Origin of the sequence: Pseudomonas putida (genome assembly GCF_001976065.1) — a bacterium.
Taxonomy (GTDB): Bacteria; Pseudomonadota; Gammaproteobacteria; order Pseudomonadales; family Pseudomonadaceae; genus Aquipseudomonas; species Aquipseudomonas serbica.
The window spans coordinates 159575-176922 of sequence record NZ_MNAH01000011.1; the positions used below are offsets into that span (position 1 = coordinate 159575).

The 17348-nt window shown below is 62.5% G+C and carries 16 protein-coding genes; 1 reads left to right on the top strand and 15 read right to left on the bottom strand.

Features of this window, described 5'->3' with window-relative positions; all coding sequences use genetic code 11:
* Positions 1-1012: 1012 nt before the first annotated feature.
* From BKX96_RS28460 to ribBA, 5 genes are all read right to left on the bottom strand, one after another.
* The gene (locus BKX96_RS28460) at positions 1013-2167 is read right to left on the bottom strand and encodes an ABC transporter ATP-binding protein (RefSeq protein ID WP_046817516.1); all 1155 of its coding nucleotides are present in this window, start codon (positions 2165-2167) and stop codon (positions 1013-1015) included.
* A 15-nt stretch (positions 2168-2182) separates the two neighbouring features.
* Positions 2183-2992, bottom strand: coding sequence for an ABC transporter permease (locus BKX96_RS28465; protein WP_007976227.1), 810 nt, complete (start codon positions 2990-2992; stop codon positions 2183-2185).
* Between the two features lie 6 nt (positions 2993-2998).
* Complete coding sequence (locus BKX96_RS28470) at positions 2999-3931, bottom strand: ABC transporter permease (RefSeq protein WP_046817515.1); 933 nt, start codon at positions 3929-3931, stop codon at positions 2999-3001.
* Entirely contained in the window at positions 3928-4953 is a 1026-nt protein-coding gene (locus tag BKX96_RS28475; protein ID WP_046817514.1) for an ABC transporter substrate-binding protein, read from the bottom strand. The genes BKX96_RS28470 and BKX96_RS28475 overlap by 4 nt, the downstream gene beginning before the upstream one ends.
* Before the next feature lie 368 nt (positions 4954-5321).
* Positions 5322-6431 (bottom strand): bifunctional 3,4-dihydroxy-2-butanone-4-phosphate synthase/GTP cyclohydrolase II, encoded by a 1110-nt coding sequence (ribBA, locus tag BKX96_RS28480; protein WP_077186083.1) that lies wholly within the window; start codon positions 6429-6431, stop codon positions 5322-5324.
* A gap of 71 nt (positions 6432-6502) precedes the next feature.
* On the opposite strand from ribBA, the gene BKX96_RS28485 reads away from it, so the two are divergent.
* Positions 6503-6799 (top strand): DUF1330 domain-containing protein, encoded by a 297-nt coding sequence (locus BKX96_RS28485; protein WP_077186084.1) that lies wholly within the window; start codon positions 6503-6505, stop codon positions 6797-6799.
* A 128-nt stretch (positions 6800-6927) separates the two neighbouring features.
* On the opposite strand, the gene BKX96_RS28490 is transcribed toward BKX96_RS28485, so the two are convergent.
* The 10 genes from BKX96_RS28490 to capA all read right to left on the bottom strand — a co-directional run bounded on the left by BKX96_RS28490 (position 6928) and on the right by capA (position 17331).
* The gene (locus BKX96_RS28490; protein WP_046817511.1) at positions 6928-7491 is read right to left on the bottom strand and encodes an NUDIX hydrolase; all 564 of its coding nucleotides are present in this window, start codon (positions 7489-7491) and stop codon (positions 6928-6930) included.
* Positions 7492-7493: 2 nt separating this feature from the next.
* The gene (locus BKX96_RS28495; protein ID WP_046817510.1) at positions 7494-8246 is read right to left on the bottom strand and encodes a GntR family transcriptional regulator; all 753 of its coding nucleotides are present in this window, start codon (positions 8244-8246) and stop codon (positions 7494-7496) included.
* A 76-nt stretch (positions 8247-8322) separates the two neighbouring features.
* Positions 8323-8712, bottom strand: a complete 390-nt coding sequence (locus tag BKX96_RS28500) for a carboxymuconolactone decarboxylase family protein (protein WP_008059553.1) — start codon at positions 8710-8712, stop codon at positions 8323-8325.
* Positions 8713-8819: 107 nt separating this feature from the next.
* The gene (locus tag BKX96_RS28505; RefSeq protein WP_077186085.1) at positions 8820-10271 is read right to left on the bottom strand and encodes an NAD-dependent succinate-semialdehyde dehydrogenase; all 1452 of its coding nucleotides are present in this window, start codon (positions 10269-10271) and stop codon (positions 8820-8822) included.
* A gap of 164 nt (positions 10272-10435) precedes the next feature.
* The gene (locus BKX96_RS28510; protein WP_046817508.1) at positions 10436-10921 is read right to left on the bottom strand and encodes a flavin reductase family protein; all 486 of its coding nucleotides are present in this window, start codon (positions 10919-10921) and stop codon (positions 10436-10438) included.
* A 12-nt stretch (positions 10922-10933) separates the two neighbouring features.
* Positions 10934-12415 (bottom strand): aldehyde dehydrogenase, encoded by a 1482-nt coding sequence (locus BKX96_RS28515; protein ID WP_046817507.1) that lies wholly within the window; start codon positions 12413-12415, stop codon positions 10934-10936.
* The gene (locus tag BKX96_RS28520) at positions 12412-13245 is read right to left on the bottom strand and encodes an alpha/beta fold hydrolase (RefSeq protein ID WP_046817506.1); all 834 of its coding nucleotides are present in this window, start codon (positions 13243-13245) and stop codon (positions 12412-12414) included. Before BKX96_RS28520 ends, BKX96_RS28515 begins: the two co-directional genes overlap by 4 nt.
* Positions 13246-13287: 42 nt before the next feature.
* On the bottom strand, positions 13288-13878 hold the full coding sequence (locus BKX96_RS28525) for an amino acid synthesis family protein (RefSeq protein ID WP_046817505.1): 591 nt from the start codon (positions 13876-13878) through the stop codon (positions 13288-13290).
* 288 nt (positions 13879-14166) lie between these two features.
* The gene (locus BKX96_RS28530; protein WP_077186086.1) at positions 14167-15144 is read right to left on the bottom strand and encodes an AraC-like ligand-binding domain-containing protein; all 978 of its coding nucleotides are present in this window, start codon (positions 15142-15144) and stop codon (positions 14167-14169) included.
* 96 nt (positions 15145-15240) lie between these two features.
* A complete protein-coding gene (capA, locus tag BKX96_RS28535) occupies positions 15241-17331 on the bottom strand; it encodes a caprolactamase subunit alpha (protein ID WP_077186087.1) in 2091 nt (696 codons plus the stop codon).
* Between the last annotated feature and the right edge of the window lie 17 nt (positions 17332-17348).

The following is a 17348-nucleotide window of genomic DNA, read 5'->3' on the forward strand; positions in this document are numbered from 1 at the left end:
ATTATTTGTTGACCGCGTACATATCCATTCCTGCGGTAACGGCCACTTAGGGTTTCGCCCTTACGGCGAGTCCCTTTGGCAAACGCCCCAAAGGAACCAAAGGTCTTGCCCCACCATTTCGGCCCCTCGCTGGGGCTCGGGGTGCCCTCACTCCGGCATTGCTCCGTGGGCCCGCCGCCATCGGCCATCCATGGCCGAGGGCGGCTATCCCGGCATCCATGCCGGGATGCCCACTGCGCAACGCCTGCGTTCGGCCTCTGGAAATGGGGCAGGTAGATCAAGAGCAAAAGCCAAAGCAGAGCCAGAGCCAGAGCCAGAGCCAAGCTAATACCTGTGGGAGCGAGCCTGCTCGCGAAAAACTTGAGAACACCGCGGGGGGGCAGGCCCCCCCGTCATCGTTGACGACCATCGCTGCGATGCGGCGACCCGACAAGCCAGCTCCTACAGGGGGCTTTTGCTTTTGCTTTGGCTTTGGCTTTTGATCTTGATTTTCTTGCCCCATCGAGAGGCCGAGTGGAGGTTCTGCGCAGTGGGTAACCCGGCATGGATGCCGGGTTAGCCGCGCTGGGCCAAGGATGGCCCATCGCGGCGGGCCCACGGAGCAGGACCGGAGCGAGGGTATGCCGAGCCACAGCGAGGCACCGAACGCCAGGGGCAAGAGCGTTTGGTTACTTTGCGCTTTTCAAAGTGACCCGCTGTAAGAGCGGAACCCTAGGTGGCCGTTACCGCAGCAATGGATATGTACGCGGTCAACAAATAATAGGTCGGCTGTAAGGCCGCCTTCGCTGGCAAGCCAGCTCCTACAGGTACGAGGTGCAACCATAAGTGGCCGTTACCGCAGCAATGGATGTACGCGGTCAACAAATAATAGGTCGGCTCCCACAAGGTTTTGCGGTACCGCAGGAATGGATATGTACACCCACTGAAAAAGCAAAAAAAGGGCCCCCGCAACCCGACGTTGCGGCGACCCGAGGGTGATACTTAATTGGCGGTCGACAAGAACCTCAAGGCATCAATGCGCCCCTGCAGCCTTGTTCAAATCACTCTCCGCCCACTCGGTATAAACGCAAGCATCCGCCGTCGCCCAGCGCACCCGCACCGGATCACCCGCTTTCATCGGCATGCCCGCCGCAGAAAGCGCCTTGACCGTCATCGACGTGCCACCCGAAGTCACCACGCTGCACGTCTGGCTCTCACCCAGGAACAACACCTCCACCACCTTGGCCGTCACTTCATTCCAGCCCGCGGCCAGCGGTTCCTGGGCGGCTTGCTCGATGCTCAAGGCCAAGGCTTTTTCCGGCCGCACCATCAGCAACACATCCTGATTGGTTTGCAGGCCGGCCGTCAGGCGGATCGACAGCGACTGCCCTTCAAACGAAGCCACCGCATTGCCCTGCGCCTTGAGCTTGAGGAAATTCGAGTTGCCGAGGAACGAGGCGACAAAGGCATTCGGCGGGTTCTGGTAGAGGTCATAGCCGCTGCCCAGGCCGACGATCTTGCCGTGGCTGAAGATCGCGATGCGCTGGGACAGGCGCATGGCTTCTTCCTGGTCGTGGGTCACGTAGACGATGGTGATGCCCAATCGCCGATGCAGCTGACGTAGTTCATCCTGCAAGTCTTCACGCAGTTTCTTGTCCAGCGCGCCCAGCGGTTCATCCATCAGCAGGATGCGTGGTTCGTAGACCAGCGCCCGGGCGATGGCAACGCGTTGCTGCTGGCCGCCGGAGAGCTGCGAAGGGCGGCGATGAGCGAATTGTTCCAGCTGCACCAGCTTGAGCATCGCATCGACCCGGCGTTCGCGCTCGGCCGTGGCCAGTTTGCGAATCGCCAACGGGAAGGCGATGTTGTCGCGCACCGACAGGTGCGGGAACAGCGAGTAGCGCTGGAACACCATGCCGATGTCACGCTTGTGCGGCGGTACGTTCACCAGCGACTGGCCATTGACCAGGATCTCGCCGCTGCTCGGGGTTTCGAAGCCGGCGAGCATCGACAGGGTGGTGCTTTTGCCCGAGCCGCTGGAGCCGAGGAAGGTCAGGAATTCACCGTCCTTGATGTCCAGCGAGATGTCGTCCACGGCGGCAAAGTCACCGTAGTATTTGTTCAGGTTGCGCAGGCTCACCAGGGGCTTGTCATTTTGCTGCGCGGAATCTTTGATCACTGCACTCATGTCGTACTCCTGCGCTTAGGCGCTGATTTCGTTACGCCGGCGCAGTGCGGCGGCGATCACCATGACCAATACCGAGAGGCCGATCAGCAGCGTCGAGGCGACGGCGATCACGGGCGTCAGGTCCTGGCGCAGGGTGGTCCACATTTTCACGGGAAGGGTTTGCAGGGTCGGGCTGGCCATCATCACACTCAGCACCACTTCATCCCAGGAGACGAGGAAGGCGAAAAGGGCGCCGGCCACCATCCCCGGGCGGATCGCCGGGAAGGTCACCTTGAACACCGCCTGCAGCCGCGAAGCACCGCAGATCACTGCAGCATCCTCGATCGACTGGTCGAACAGCTTCAGCGAGTTGATGATCGAGATGATGGTGAACGGCAAGGCGACGATGACATGGCTAACCACGAAGGCGAACATGGTCCCGGTGTAGCCCAGTTTCAGGAACAGCGCGTACACCGCCACGGCGATGATCACCAGTGGCACGATCATCGGCAGGGTGAACAGGCCGTAGAGCATTTCCCGCCCCGGGAAACGCCCGCGTACCAGGGCGAAGGCGGTCGGCAGGCCCAGGGCCACGGCAAAGAACGTGGTCAGTACTGCCACCTTGAGGCTGGCCATGGCCGCGTTCATCCAGTCGGCATTGGAGAAAAACTGGCCGTACCATTTCAGCGTCCAGCCCGGTGGCGGGAACACCAGCCACTGGGACGAGCCGAACGACAGCAGGACGATGAACACGATCGGCAGCAACAGGAACAGGCCGATCAGCCCGGTAGTGGCATACAGGCCGAAGCGCATCCGGCGGCTCATGGCATTGGGGGTCAGGAGCATGACGGCTTACCTCGCGTTGCTGGCGCCAACCGGGGATTCCGGCTGAAGCTTCAGGTAGAAGTAGAACAGCACCAGCGTGATCACGATCAGCAACGCGGCGCCGGCGCTGGCCAGGCCCCAGTTGAGGAACGACTGCACCTGCTGGATGATGAACTCGGGCAGCATCATGTTCTGCGCGCCGCCCAGCAGGGCCGGCGTCACGTAGTAACCGAGGGACATCACGAACACCATCAAGCCGCCGGAGAACAACCCTGGCCGGCACAGCGGCAGGAACACCCGGAAGAAGTTGGTCCACGGACTGGCCCCGCAAATCGAGCCGGCCTGCAGGATCATCGGGTCGATGGCCTGCATGGTCGCCTGCAGCGGCAGCACGATGAACGGGATCATGATGTAGCTCATGCCGATCACCACGCCGGTGAGGTTGTGCACCATCTCCAGCGGCTGATCGATGATGCCCATGGCCATCAGCGCCTTGTTGATCACCCCGGAGGCTTGCAGCAACACCAGCCAGGAATAGGTGCGGGCAAGGAGGCTGGTCCACATCGACAACAGCACGATGTTGAGGATCCAGCGACCCCAGCCACGAGGCACCAAGGTGATCGCCCAGGCCAGCGGGAAACCCAGCAGCAGGCTGAACAGGGTCACCAGGCCCGCCACCGAGAAGGTGTTGAGCAAGACCCGGGCATACGCCGAGTTGGCGAACAGTTGCTCGTAGTTGCCCAACCCAGGCACAGGCTCCAGCACGCCGCGCAGCAGCAGGCCGATCAGGGGCGCCAGGAAGAACAGGCCGAGGAACAGCAGGGCGGGGATCAGGTTGCTCGATCCGCGCCAGCGTTGCGCCAGGGTAGGGGTTTGCGTCATCGCTGCCGCCTTGCCGGCAGCGCCGGAGGCGCTCCCGGCGGGCGTGGATGGGCGGGCCGCAGTTGCCGTCATTTTCATTTGACCAGCCATTCGTTCCACCGTGTGGCGATAGCAGGACCGTTCTTGGCCCAGTACGCGAAATCAAGAGTGATTTGATCCTTGGCGTAGGCCGTCGGCAGGTTCGGGGCCAGCACCGAGTCCAGGCGCGCCACGCTGTCGACGTTGACCGGGGCGTAGGCGGTCAGGTTGGAGAAGTCGGCCTGGCCTTTGGCACTGCTGGCATTGGCCAGGAACTTCATCGCCGCGTCCTTGTTTTTCGAACCCTTTGGAATGACCAGGATGTCGGCCATGACCAGGTTCTGTTTCCAGCTCACGCCGACTGGCGCCCCGTCTTCCTGCAGGGCATGAATCCGGCCGTTCCAGAACTGGCCCATGCTCGCTTCACCGGAGGCCAGCAGTTGTTGCGACTGAGCGCCGCCGCCCCACCAGACGATGTCTTTCTTGATGGTGTCGAGTTTCTTGAAGGCGCGGTCCAGGTCCAGCGGGTAGAGCTTGTCGGCGGCGACGCCATCGGCCAGTAGCGCCAGTTCCAGCACGCCAGGACTTGGCCATTTATAGAGGGCGCGTTTGCCGGGATAGGTCTTGGTGTCGAACAGCGCGGACCAGTCCTGGGGTTTGTTGGCCCCCAGCTTGCCTTCGTTGTAGCCAAGGACGAAGGAGAAGAAGAACGAGCCGACGCCGTGATCGGAGACGAACCGCGGGTCGATCTTGTCGCGATCGATGACTTTGAAATCGAGGGGTTCGAGCAAGCCTTCGGAGGCGGCGCGCAAGGCGAAGTCGGCTTCGACGTCGACCACGTCCCACTGCACGTTGCCACTTTCGACCATGGCCTTGAGCTTGCCATAGTCGGTGGGGCCGTCCTGGACCACGGTGATGCCGGTGGACTTGCTGAACGGATCGGCCCAGGCCTGCTTCTGTGCATCCTGAGTGCTACCGCCCCAGCTGACGAAGTTGACGCTTTCAGCCGCCATAACCACATGACTGGTCGCGGCCAGCAAGCCGGCGAACAGTACTGCGGTTGCACGTTTGTTCAACACCATTTTCACGCCCTCATTTGTTGTGTTTTTGAGCGGGCTTGGTAATGCCCGCCTATCGGGAGCAGTAGGTCCATCTGGCCTTGAAAGGCGACCGGGCCAAGGGCTGTTGTGAGTGCTTTCCCTGTCGGGTGCGCTTGGCTAAATCGCCCGGTCTATGGAATATCATATTATGGTATTCCAAACTTTGTGCAAGCACTTTGCCTTACCGGCTATCAGCCAAAAATGCTTTTTTAGTGTATCTGGCGAACGACGCACCCTCTGTAGGAGCTGGCTTGCCAGCGAAGGATTCCCATACACCGCGTGTATCCAGAAAACACCGGTTATCGTTGACGACCATCGCTGGCAAGCCAGCTCCTACAGAGGTTCATCATTCATTCAGTGAACGGGATGCTTTCCACCACTTCCAGGTCATACCCGGTCAATCCTGCGTATTTCAACGGCGGCCCCAGATGCCGCAGCTTACCGACGCCAAGGTTCTGCAAGATCTGCGCCCCGGTGCCAACCTCCGAATAGATCCGTGACTGCGAACGGCTGAATTGCCGTGGCGCCTGGGTCAATTGCGGCACCCGCTCCAGCAGCGCCTGGGACGATTCGTGATTGGCCAGCACCACCACCACGCCACGACCTTCTTGCGCCACGCGCTGCAACGCCGCCCATAACGTCCAGTTCGAAGGCCCGCTGTATTCGGCGCCCACCAGGTCGCGCAACGGGTCGATCACGTGCACCCGCACCAGCATCGCTTCATCGCGGCGCAGTTCACCCATGACCATTGCCATGTGGACACCGCCTTCAATGCGATCCTCAAAGGTGATCAGACGAAAGGTGCCATGCACCGTCGGCAGCTCACGCTCACCGATGCGCACCACCGTGTGCTCGGTGCTTAAACGATAGTGGATCAGGTCGGCGATGGTGCCGATCTTGATCCCGTGCTTGCGCGCGAACACTTCCAGGTCCGGGCGACGCGCCATGGTGCCGTCATCGTTCATCACTTCGACGATCACCGAGGCGGGGGTGAAGCCGGCCAGGCGGGCCAGGTCGCAACCAGCCTCGGTATGACCGGCGCGGGTCAACACGCCGCCTTCCCGGGCGCGCAGCGGGAAGATATGGCCAGGCTGGACGATATCGGCGGCATTCGCGCCCTGAGCGACGGCGGCGGCCACGGTGCGTGCGCGGTCGGCGGCGGAGATACCAGTGGTGACACCCACCGCCGCTTCGATCGACACGGTGAACGCGGTGCTGAACACGCTGCCATTGCTCGGCACCATCTGCTCGAGGCCCAGGCGCTGGCAATGCTCGTCGGTCAGGGTCAGGCAGATCAGGCCGCGCGCTTCACGGGCCATGAAGCTGATGGCCTCGGCGCTGCAACGGTCGGCGGCCAGCAACAGGTCGCCTTCGTTTTCCCGGTCCTCGTCGTCCACCAGGAGCACCATCTTGCCTTGGCGGTAGTCTTCGATGATTTCTTCGATGCTGTTGAAGGCCATGTTGGGGTTCTCGGTGTTTGATGGAGATATATTGTGGTATACCATAATACAAAACAACTGCAGAGGTCACTATGAAGGCGTACTGGATTGCTCACGTGGATATCACCGACCCCGATCAATACAGCCAATACACCCAGCGGGCACCGCAGGCGTTTGCCGAATACGGTGGTCGGATATTGGCGCGTGGCGGGCGTAGCGAAGCGATGGAAGGTCGGCCGACGCCGCAACGCAGCGTGGTGATCGAGTTCGACTCGTACGAGCAGGCAGTGGCCTGCTATCGGTCAGGTGTTTATCAGGAGGCGAAAGGACATCGCGAGGGCGTGGCACGGGCCGAGGTGATCATCGTCGAAGGCGTGGCACCGCTCTAAAAGCTCCACTTGACCCTGTAGGAGCTGGCTTGCCGGCGAAGGCGCCCGCGAGACCTGCGCAATACTCAAGGACGCCTTCGCCGGCAAGCCGGCTCCTACAGGGGATAGCGAAATATTGGAGGTTTTCGCTAGCGGATGAAATGGATCTTGCCGGTGTCGTCGTTACCGATATAGATCCCGTAGACCCCGGCCTGGCGTTCCTCGATATAACGCTCGAGGATCTGCCGGATCGCCGGGTAATAGATGCTGTCCCAGGGAATGTCCTCGGGCGCGAAGAATTTGTAGTCGAGGGTTTCCGGCCCGTACTGCCCGGTGATTTCCAGCGCGATGGCGCGGAAGATGATGTACACCTCGCTGATCTTCGGCACGCTGAAGATCGAGTAGGGCGAGAGGATTTCCGCGCGCACGCCACTCTCTTCCCAGACTTCGCGCAACGCCGCCTGCTCGGTGGTTTCACCACCTTCCATGAAGCCCGCCGGCAAGGTCCAGGTGCCGGGGCGCGGCGGGATGGCGCGTTGGCACAACAGGTACTTGCCGTCCTGCTCGATGATGCAGCCGGCGATGATTTTCGGATTGACGTAGTGGATATAGCCGCAGCCGCGGCACATCAGGCGCTCGTGCGTATCGCCCGGTGGCAGTTGTGACTTGAGGTCATTGCTGCCGCACTTTGGACAATAGCTCGGGCTGAACATGATCAACGACCTATGCGAGGTTCTTTGAGCGCGATGGGCTGGGTGATCTCGGGGATCGCCCCGGTCTCTTCCTGCTTGCGCTTGAGGTAATCGAGGGCGACGGTGGCGGCGGCGCGCACGTGGTCGACGCACGCCTGGTGAGCGGCCAGGGGATCGCCGCTCTTGATCGCTTCGACCATGCGTTCCATCTCCTGGTTACTGGCGCCACGACGGTTCTGCTGGGACACCGAAGTCGCTCGCAGATAGCTGATGCGCGCCTGCAACTGCCGCAACTGGGTCGCGGCGACGTGGTTGCCGGAGCCTTCGAGCAGTACGTCGTAGAAACCCTGGACGGAGTCGATGACCTGCTGCAGTTCACCTTCCTTCAAGGCCTGGCGGTTTTCTTCCAGGGCCTTTTCCAGTGCCTTGATGTCCTTGGCCTTGGCGCGCAGGGTGAACAGCTGGACGATCAGCCCCTCAAGCACGCAACGCAGCTCGTAGATATCGACGGCATCGGCCAGGGTGATGATCGCTACCCGTGGGCCCTTGGCATCGGCGAACTCCACCAGGCCTTCGGATTCCAGGTGACGCAAGGCTTCGCGCACCGAGGTGCGGCTCACACCCAGGCGATCGCACAGATCGCGTTCGACCAGTCGATCTCCCGGCAGGAGCTGGAAGTTCATGATGGCGCTTCGCAGTTTATCCAGCACGATCTCGCGCAGGGTAACGGGGTTGCGATTGACCTTGAAGCTGTCGTCGAGTGGCAGGCGTTTCATGGGGTCCGCTCTAGAATGTGGCTGTCCATGCAAAACGGGCACCGTCCGTGCTCGTTCAGATCAAAACAGCCGAGGGTTAACTTGAGGCCTCGGCATCGGCTTCGGCGAATGCTTCCCGGGCGAGCCGGAAACTGTCGACGGCAGCGGGAACACCGCAATATATGCCGACCTGAAGCAGAATTTCGCGTATTTGCTCACGACTCAGGCCGTTACGCAAGGCGCCGCGCACATGCAGCTTGAGTTCGTGCGGGCGGTTGAGGGCCGAGATCATGGCCAGGTTGATCATGCTGCGCTCCTTGAGCGACAAACCCTCACGACCCCAGACGTGGCCCCAGCAGTACTCGGTCACCATCTCCTGCAGGGGGCGGGTGAAGTCGTCGGCGTTCTCGATGGAGCGATTCACATAGGCTTCGCCCAGCACCTGGGTGCGGATCTTCAGGCCTTTTTCGTATTTTTCGTTGCTCATTTTCAATTGTCTCCTGGCAAGCACCGACCTGTGTAGGAGCCGGCTTGCCGGCGAAGGCGTACTTGAGGGCGCCTTCGCCGGCAAGCCGGGCTCCTACAGGTATTCATTCACAGTCCACCCATCAAGGTGTATTTGAGTTCCAGGTAATCCTCGATGCCATATTTGGAGCCTTCGCGCCCCAGCCCCGAGGATTTGATCCCGCCAAATGGCGCGACTTCGGTGGAAATCAACCCTTCGTTGATCCCGACCATGCCGTATTCCAGCGCTTCGCTCATGCGCCAGGCGCGGCCCAGGTCGCGGGTATAGCAGTAGGCCGCCAGGCCGAATTCGGTGTCGTTGGCCATTTGCACAGCCTCGGCCTCGCTGTCGAACCGGAACACCGCGGCGAGAGGCCCGAAGGTTTCTTCCCGGGCGACTTTCATTTGCGTGGTGATGCCGGCCAAAACCGTGGGCTGGAAGAAACCGTGACCCAGCGCGTGACGTTCGCCGCCACACAGCAGCTGAGCACCTTGCGCCAGCGCGTCCTGTACATGGTCTTCAACCTTGGCCACGGCGCGCGCGTTGATCAGCGGGCCTTGGCTGACGCCGGCATCGAAACCGCTGCCAACCTTGAGCTGCGACACCCGTTCGGCCAGGCGCGCGACGAAGGCGTCGTGTATGCCGTCTTGCACCAGGAAGCGATTGACGCAGACGCAGGTCTGGCCGGCATTGCGGAATTTGGCGATCAGCGCGCCGTCCACCGCGCGCTCCAGGTCGGCATCGTCGAAGACGATAAAAGGCGCGTTGCCGCCCAGTTCCAGCGAGACCTTTTTCAGCGTCGGCGCGCACTGCGCCATCAGCAACTTGCCAATGGCCGTGGAGCCGGTGAACGACAGTTTGCGCACCAATGGGCTTGCGGTCAGCTCGGCGCCAATGGCGATGGCATCGCCGGTGATTACGTTGAAAATGCCGGCAGGAATGCCCGCCTGCTCGGCCAGGGCGGCCATGGCCAGGGCCGAGAACGGCGTCTCCGGCGCCGGCTTGACGATGCACGGGCAGCCGGCGGCCAGCGCCGGGCCGGCCTTGCGGGTGATCATCGCCGCGGGGAAGTTCCAGGGGGTGATCGCCGCGACGACACCGATCGGCTCCTTGCTCACGACAATGCGCGCATCGCCCTTGTGGCTGGGAATGGTGTCGCCATAGATGCGTTTGGCTTCTTCGGCAAACCACTCGATGAAGCTGGCGGCGTAGAGGATTTCGCCCTTGGCTTCGGCCAACGGCTTGCCTTGTTCGAGGGTGAGGATTTCGGCCAGGGCATCGGCGTTTTCCAGCATCAGCGCGTGCCAGCGCTTGAGCGTGTTGCTGCGTTCCTTGGCGGTCAGTGCACGCCAGGCCGGCCACGCCTTGTTGGCGGCGTCGATGGCCTGGCGTGCGTGTTCGGCGCCCAGGTTCGGCACCTGGCCGATCAGTTGGCCGGTGGCCGGGTTGAAGATGTCCTGTTGCGCACTGTCGGGCGCATCCAGCCATTGGCCGTTGAGGTAGGCCTGCTGGCGGAACAGTAACGAGGCTGCTGGGCTCATGCCGGCTCCTGACAAAAATTCAAAAGATCTGCGCGGGCCCCTGTGGGAGCGAGCCTGCTCGCGATAGCGGTTTGTCAGTCGACATTGATGTTGAATGTCAGTCCGTCATCGCGAGCAGGCTCGCTCCCACAAGGTTTTTCCCACAAGGTTTTGTGTGGAACCGATCAGGCCAGGGTGGGCAGGGGGCCCAACTTGCCTTTGTGGTAGATCATCGGCGTCACCGGTTGCTCGGGCAGGATCAGGTTCTTCACCGCACCGACGATGATGGCGTGGTCGCCGCCATCGTATTCGCGCCACAGTTCGCACTCGATGATCGCCGTGGCCTTGCGCAGCAACGGGTTGCCCAGTTCGCTCAAGTGCCACTCGATGCCGTTGGCCTTGTCCTTGCCTTTACCGGCAAACGCATAGGCTTCGGCAGTCTGGTCGGCGGACAGCAGGTGAATCGCGAACTGCTTGCTGTCACGCAGGATCGGGTAAGTGTCAGAGGCGTAGTTGGGGCAGAACAGCACCAGTGCCGGATCGATCGACAGTGCACTGAAGGCGCTGGCGGTGATGCCGACGATGCCACCAGCCGGGTCCAGGGTGGTGACCACCGTGACCCCGGAAGGGAACGAGCTCATGACGTCTTTGTAAATGCCGGGTTCGATCATTTCTCAGGACTCCTAGCGCATCACGAATGGATCAGGCATCGGTGCCTGGGACAGATTGATCCACACCGTTTTCAACTCGGTGTAGGCCAGCACGGAATCGATGCCGCTTTCGCGTCCATAGCCACTGTTCTTGAAGCCGCCGATCGGCGCCATGGCTGACACCGCGCGATAGGTGTTGACCCAGATGATCCCCGAACGCACGTCCCGGGCCAGGCGATGGGCGCGGCCCAGGTCGCGGGTCCAGATGCCGGCGGCGAGGCCGAACTGCGAGTCGTTGGCGATCGCCAGGGCTTCGGCTTCGTCCTTGAAGCGAATGACCGAGGCCACCGGGCCGAAGACTTCTTCCTGCATGATCTTCATCGAATTGCGGTCGCATTCGAACAGGGTCGGCTCATAGAACCAGCCTTCACCCAGATTCTGCGGACGCTTGCCACCCAGGCGCAGTGTTGCCCCTTCGGCAATGGCATCAGCCACCAGTCCTTCGACCACGGCCAACTGTTGCGCGGTGGCCATCGGGCCCATTTCGCTACTGTCTTCCTGCGGGTTGCCGATGCGGATGCGCTGGGCGCGGTCCACCAGGCGAGCGACGAATTCGTCGTAGATCTCGTCCTGCACCAGCAGGCGCGAACCCGACACACAACTTTGCCCGGAGGCGGCGTAGATGCCGGCAATGGCGCCGTTGATCGCACTGTCGAGGTCGGCGTCGGCGAAGATGATGTTCGGCGATTTGCCGCCCAGTTCCAGGGACAGTTTCGCGAAGTTCTCGGCGCTGCTGCGCACCACGTGCCGGGCCGTCGCCGCGCCGCCGGTGAAGGCGATCTTGCGCACCAGCGGATGGCGAGTCAGGGCGGCGCCGGTGCTCGGGCCGTAGCCGGTAACGACGTTGACCACGCCCGGCGGGATGCCGGCTTCCAGCGCCAAACGCGCCAGCTCGAGAATGGTCGCCGAGGCGTGCTCCGACGGCTTGATCACGATGGTATTGCCTGCCGCCAGGGCTGGCGCCAGCTTGATCGCGGTCAGGTACAGCGGGCTGTTCCACGGAATGATCGCGGCGACCACGCCCATGGCTTCGTGCACGGTGTAGGCGAACAGGTCGGGCTTGTCCAGCGGCAGGGTGCCGCCTTCAAGCTTGTCGGCCAGGCCCGCGGTGTAGTGGAAAAACTCCGGCAGATAGCCGACCTGGCCGCGGGTCTCGCGGATCAGCTTGCCGTTGTCGCGGCTTTCCAGCTGCGCCAGTTGTTCCTTGTTTTCGGCGATCAGGTCGCCCAGGCGGCGCAGCAACTTGCCCCGGGCGGTGGCGGTCAAGCCACGCCAGGCCGGGCTGTCGAAGGCGCTCTGCGCAGCCTGTACGGCGCGCTCGACGTCGGCTTCGTCGGCATCGGGCAGTTCGGCCCAGGGTTCGGCCAGGGCCGGGTTGAGGCTTTCGAAGGTCTTGCCGGAGAGGGCATCGACCCATTCACCGCCGATGCACATCTGGAAGCGAGCGAGTGTCATGCAACGATCCCCTTGATCTGGTTTTGTCGGGAGTGCGCAGTGTCGAGAAACTCCAGCAACAGCTGGTTGACCAGGCGCGGCGATTCTACGGGCATCATATGCCGCTGCTCGGCGAGTACGGCAACCTTGGCGCCGGGAATGCGCTGGGCCAGTTGCTCAGCCATTTCCGGGGTCGACCCAGGGTCGAGTTCGCCGGTGGCGATCAGCGCCGGTACCTGGATGTTGCCCAGGTCCTCGGCGCGGTACATGTCCTGGGTGGCAAACAATTCGTAGGTGGTCAGGTATCCCTGGGGGTCATTGCCCGCCAGCGTCTGGCGAATCGCGGCGATCTGCGCCGGATTGGCCGCCTGGTATTCACGGCTGAACCAGCGTGACAATGCGGCTTCCGCGTTGGCATCCGGGCCGTGTTCGGCGGCCTGGCTGGTGCGGGCGATCACACCAGCGCGTTGTTCAGCGGTGCGATTGAACACGCTGTTGAGCACCACAAGGCTTTGCAGGCGTTGCGGGTAATGCAGGGCGAAAGCCCGCGCCACCAGCCCGCCCATGGAGAAACCGATCACTGCCGCCTTGGGCAATTGCAGATGATCGAGCAGCTCGAGCAACTGGTCGGCATAACCGAGCAGCGGCGTGCCGCTTTCAGGACGTGGGCTGGCGCCATGGCCGAGCATGTCATAGGCGATGACGCGGTATTTCGTGGCCAGGCCAACGATCTGGCCGCCCCACATTTCTTTGTTCAGGCCCACGCCGTGGATCAAGACCACGGGCTGGCCTTGGCCGGTCGCCAGGTAACTGGTGCCAGCCGGGGTGCGTTCAGCGGTGAGCCGAATCATGGAGCGCTCCTGCATACCTTTTTGTTGTAGTGACCGACCGTCTTACTGGGCTTTTTCAGCGGCCAGTTCTTCCAGGTCGATGTAGCGGTTGCCGATGCGTGGGTGCAGGCGGCCGCCGTCGGCACAACCCAGGACCACGACGATTTCGTCGGCACGCGGTGCGTCTTCGATCTGCATTTCCAGGGTGATGTAGTGCGAACGCAGACCTTCATCGTCCTTGTGCATCATCGGGATCTGGATCGAGGTACCCGGGCCGCCGCGCTTGTTGGTGAAGCTCAGGTAGCTCTTGGCTTTCACCGCTTCGCGGTAATGGTTGCCAAAGCGCAGGGTGTGGATCACCGCAGAGGCGTGTTCGATTTCACCGTCGGCACCGACCACGGCGGCCTTGCCGTAGGCTTCGATCTTCTCGGCACCGCCGATGATGCCTACCAGACGCTCGACCATCATTGCGCCGAGGTCAGAGCAGTTGGCGCGGATTTGCGGCTTGAGGTCTTCAACGAAGCCGTTGCCCAGCCAAGGGTTCTTCATCACCACGGCCAGCCCGACCATGGTCACGGGCTTGTCGGTGGCCTTGCCGCCTTCGATGAAGGTTTCTTCGACATAGCTGACGATCTTGCGGATTTCGAAACTCATGAGCTGCTCCGTATCAGGGTGAAAGGTGTCTGTGCGTATGATGGTATACCATAATACCGGATGCGCAATAGCCTGATGGGAGTTTCTGGTCGGAAGGCGATGAAAAGCGGGGGTTGGGGATTGCGATGGGCTGGCCGGTGGTGAAAATCCTGTAGGAGCTGGCTTGCCAGCGAAGGCGGCCGTCTATCTGACCCATCTCCCGCAGATGCGCACCGCTCAAACTGTAGGAGCTGGCTTGCCAGCGAAGGCGGCATCACGGCCACCATCGCATCGCCAGCAAGCCGGCTCCTACGGATGTGCGTTACGCAAATTCAGCTTGCCCCCACTGCGGACCTCTCTGGCAGTACAACCAAAGTGTCGACGGAAGCTACGGGTGAACTGCGCCTGGTCGCTGAAGCCCCAACGCATGGCCAGCTCACCGATCGACAGGTGGCAGCCAGGGTCGTGCAGCCCCCTGTTGACCGCCTCGAGACGGCGCAGGCGAATCCATTCCCCCAGGCTGTGGGGCGTGCTGCTGAAGAGTTTATGCAGATAACGCACCGACAACCCACAGGCGTCGGCGATCATCTGCGGCGCGAGGTCGGGGTTGCCCAGTTGCTGGTCGATGTACTGCTCGATCCGTTGCAAATGCAGGGCGGCCAGGTTCGAGCTTTCGCTGCTGAGCACCCGCTCATCGTCACGCAAGGCCATCAACAGTGTCGAAAGGGCCTGCTCGAGCAACATATGGCGGGCAGGCGCGTCGCATTCGTCGAAACGGGCGGCGCACATCGCCAGTTGATCGACAAAGATCCGCCCGAGTGCGCGCCTGGCGTCAAAGCACAGGCGATTGTAGCGCTCAGCGCCGCGCAGTTGGCCATGCAGCGCGCGTTCGGGGAGCTTGAACACCCACAGATCGTTGTCGCTGGCGTAGTGAAAGCGGTAGGGCGCATCCCCCCGTTCAAAGATGAAACCACCAGGCTGGCAATGCAGGGCCCGACCGTCCTGTTCGAAATGCACTTCGCTGCGCCGCGGTACGGTGACGAGGTAGCAGGCTTCGTGGTCTTCACTGACCTGGGCCTTGCTGCGCGAATAACCCAGTTGACTGGAGCGCAGGCGTGAAAGGGTCAGGGCGGTACTGCCGGTTTCCCAGATCTGCAGGCTGCCGCTGAACGGGCTGTTCGGGGCGAATTCCAGGGACAACGGAAAATAGGCGCTGCCAATAGCCTGGGCCCAGAGCGGCTGGCGTTGACTGTCTGGCCAGGAGCGGGTGGAGAGTTTGTATGCCATGGCTGCCCTCGTATCATTTTTATTATGAGGACGATGCCGACGCAAACAGCCGCCGGCACCGTGGGTCTGCCATCATTTGCCAATGCTTACGGGCGGTCAATCACCAGGAGTCAGCCGGTAGGTGGCCGAGGGTGCGAGCTCGGCCTGCCAGCCGGGCGGCACGACGATGTTGGTGGTCGCCTCTTCGATGACGCAAGGGCCTTGCACCCTTTGCCCCGCTTGCAGCCGATCACCGTTGTACACCGGCGTGTCCTGCCAGGACGACTGCGCGCTGAACAGCATCGAGCGATGACCGCTGGCCTTGGCCGCGACATTCTCGGCAGGTTGCGGCAACTCCGGCATGGGCGGCCGTTGCAAGCGCGCAATCACCGAACACTCAAGGTTCACCAGTTCTGCCGGGCTCTGCGGTTCGCTGTAGGAGAACAGCGCCTTGTGCCGGGTGTGGAACGCCTCGCGCAACGCCACCAGGCCCGCCTGGTCCAGTTGATCGCAGGTCAGCTCGACGCTGCATTCGTGGATCTGCCCCAGGTAGCGGATCTCCAGGTTGTACAGGCACTCGACGTTATTGCCGGCACCAAAGCCGTCCTCGCGCAGGTTGTGCATGCCGCGCTCGCGCAGGTCGCGCAGGGTCTGGTTGAGCAGCGGCAGGTCGACCAGCTGGTCGTCCAGGCGCATCGGCAAGGTAGTCAACTGGTCGTAGCGGATGTCCGAAAGAATCTGCCCGTAAGCGCACAGCCCGGAAGCCACTTTCGGAATCAGAACCACTTTGCTGCCGATTTCCTCGGCCAGGCGCATGACGTGCATGCCCGCCGCGCCGCCCGCGCCGATCAGGGCAAAGTCCCGGGGGTCATAACCGCGCTCGACCGACACCCGGCGGATGCCGCTGACCATGTTCAGGTTGACCAGGGTGATGATGCCCAGGGCGGCACGCTCGACGCTGATGCCCAGGGGGTCGGCGATCTTGCTGCGGATCGCCGCGATGGCGGCCTGGCGATCGAGGCGGATGCTACCGCCCAAGAGCGCGCCGTCGGCCAGGTATCCCAGGGCCAGGTTGGCGTCGGTGACTGTCGGTTCGCTGCCGCCCTTGCCGTAGCACACCGGGCCCGGGTTGGCGCCGGCGCTGCGCGGGCCGACCTGGAGCATGCCGAAGTCGTCGAGGTAGGCGATCGAGCCGCCGCCGGCGCCGAGGGTTTCCACCTGGATCATCGGCACGCCGATGCGATAGCGCAAGAAGTCGGTGTCCTTGCTGAAATTGGTGCGTCCGCCCTTGCTCAAGGTGATGTCGAACGAGGTGCCGCCCATGTCCACGGTGATCACGTTGTCGATGCCGAACGGCTGCGCTACGCACAACCCGGCTTGCGGCGCGGACGCCGGCCCTGAGTTGATCGCATTCACCGCGCGCTCGCGCATCACCACGCCGGGCGCGAGGCCGCCATTGGACTGGAAGTAGCGCGTGGGCTGCTGCGCGCCGAGTTCTTCGAACAGGGCGTCGATGCGTTCGATGTAGCGGCCCATGACCGGGCTCAGGTAGGCGTTGACCACGGTGGTGGAGGTGCGGGTGTATTCACGGATCTGCGGGAACACTTCGTTGCCGGTGCAGACGAATACGCCCGGCAGTGTCGCGCGCACCATCTCGGCGGCGCGTTGTTCGTGGCTGGGGTTACGCACCGACCAGACGAACGAAATGGCCACGGCCTTGACGTCCTGTTCGCGGAAATACTCGATGGCGTCGACAATCGCCTGTTCGTCCAGCGGCGCGTACTCGCTGCCGTCGCTGATGATCCGCCCGCCGATGGGCCGCCGCAGGTGACGCGGCACCAGCATGTAGGCCGGCGGGTAGCTGGCGTCGTAGCGATGGCCGTCCTCCTTGTGGCCCAGGCGGATTTCCAGGCTGTCTTCATGGCCGTCGGTGCACAGCAGGCCCACCTTGACCCCGGTCTTTTCGATCAGCGCATTGAGCGCCACCGTGGTGCCGTTGATGCACAGGTCGCAGTCGCCGATGATCTCGGCGGGTGTGCGGCCGATGGCGTCGGCGATCTGCGCCAGGCCGTTGCGGATGGCGATGGTGCCGTCCTGGGGCGTCGAGGGCGCCTTGAACAGCTGCACGTTGCCGCTGCGGTCGGCCAGGATGAAATCGGTGAAGGTGCCGCCGGCGTCGATGCCCAGGCGATATTGTTGCTTGCTCATGATCAGGGATTCCAGAT

Excerpts from the sequence above, each read along its gene's own strand:
- BKX96_RS28460 (WP_046817516.1), bottom strand. The coding sequence starts at position 2,167 with ATGAGTGCAGTGATCAAAGATTCCGCGCAGCAAAATGACAAGCCCCTG.
- BKX96_RS28465 (WP_007976227.1), bottom strand. The coding sequence starts at position 2,992 with ATGCTCCTGACCCCCAATGCCATGAGCCGCCGGATGCGCTTCGGCCTG.
- BKX96_RS28470 (WP_046817515.1), bottom strand. The coding sequence starts at position 3,931 with ATGAAAATGACGGCAACTGCGGCCCGCCCATCCACGCCCGCCGGGAGC.
- BKX96_RS28475 (WP_046817514.1), bottom strand. The coding sequence starts at position 4,953 with ATGGTGTTGAACAAACGTGCAACCGCAGTACTGTTCGCCGGCTTGCTG.
- ribBA (WP_077186083.1), bottom strand. The coding sequence starts at position 6,431 with ATGGCCTTCAACAGCATCGAAGAAATCATCGAAGACTACCGCCAAGGC.
- BKX96_RS28485 (WP_077186084.1), top strand. The coding sequence starts at position 6,503 with ATGAAGGCGTACTGGATTGCTCACGTGGATATCACCGACCCCGATCAA.
- BKX96_RS28490 (WP_046817511.1), bottom strand. The coding sequence starts at position 7,491 with ATGTTCAGCCCGAGCTATTGTCCAAAGTGCGGCAGCAATGACCTCAAG.
- BKX96_RS28495 (WP_046817510.1), bottom strand. The coding sequence starts at position 8,246 with ATGAAACGCCTGCCACTCGACGACAGCTTCAAGGTCAATCGCAACCCC.
- BKX96_RS28500 (WP_008059553.1), bottom strand. The coding sequence starts at position 8,712 with ATGAGCAACGAAAAATACGAAAAAGGCCTGAAGATCCGCACCCAGGTG.
- BKX96_RS28505 (WP_077186085.1), bottom strand. The coding sequence starts at position 10,271 with ATGAGCCCAGCAGCCTCGTTACTGTTCCGCCAGCAGGCCTACCTCAAC.
- BKX96_RS28510 (WP_046817508.1), bottom strand. The coding sequence starts at position 10,921 with ATGATCGAACCCGGCATTTACAAAGACGTCATGAGCTCGTTCCCTTCC.
- BKX96_RS28515 (WP_046817507.1), bottom strand. The coding sequence starts at position 12,415 with ATGACACTCGCTCGCTTCCAGATGTGCATCGGCGGTGAATGGGTCGAT.
- BKX96_RS28520 (WP_046817506.1), bottom strand. The coding sequence starts at position 13,245 with ATGATTCGGCTCACCGCTGAACGCACCCCGGCTGGCACCAGTTACCTG.
- BKX96_RS28525 (WP_046817505.1), bottom strand. The coding sequence starts at position 13,878 with ATGAGTTTCGAAATCCGCAAGATCGTCAGCTATGTCGAAGAAACCTTC.
- BKX96_RS28530 (WP_077186086.1), bottom strand. The coding sequence starts at position 15,144 with ATGGCATACAAACTCTCCACCCGCTCCTGGCCAGACAGTCAACGCCAG.
- capA (WP_077186087.1), bottom strand. The coding sequence starts at position 17,331 with ATGAGCAAGCAACAATATCGCCTGGGCATCGACGCCGGCGGCACCTTC.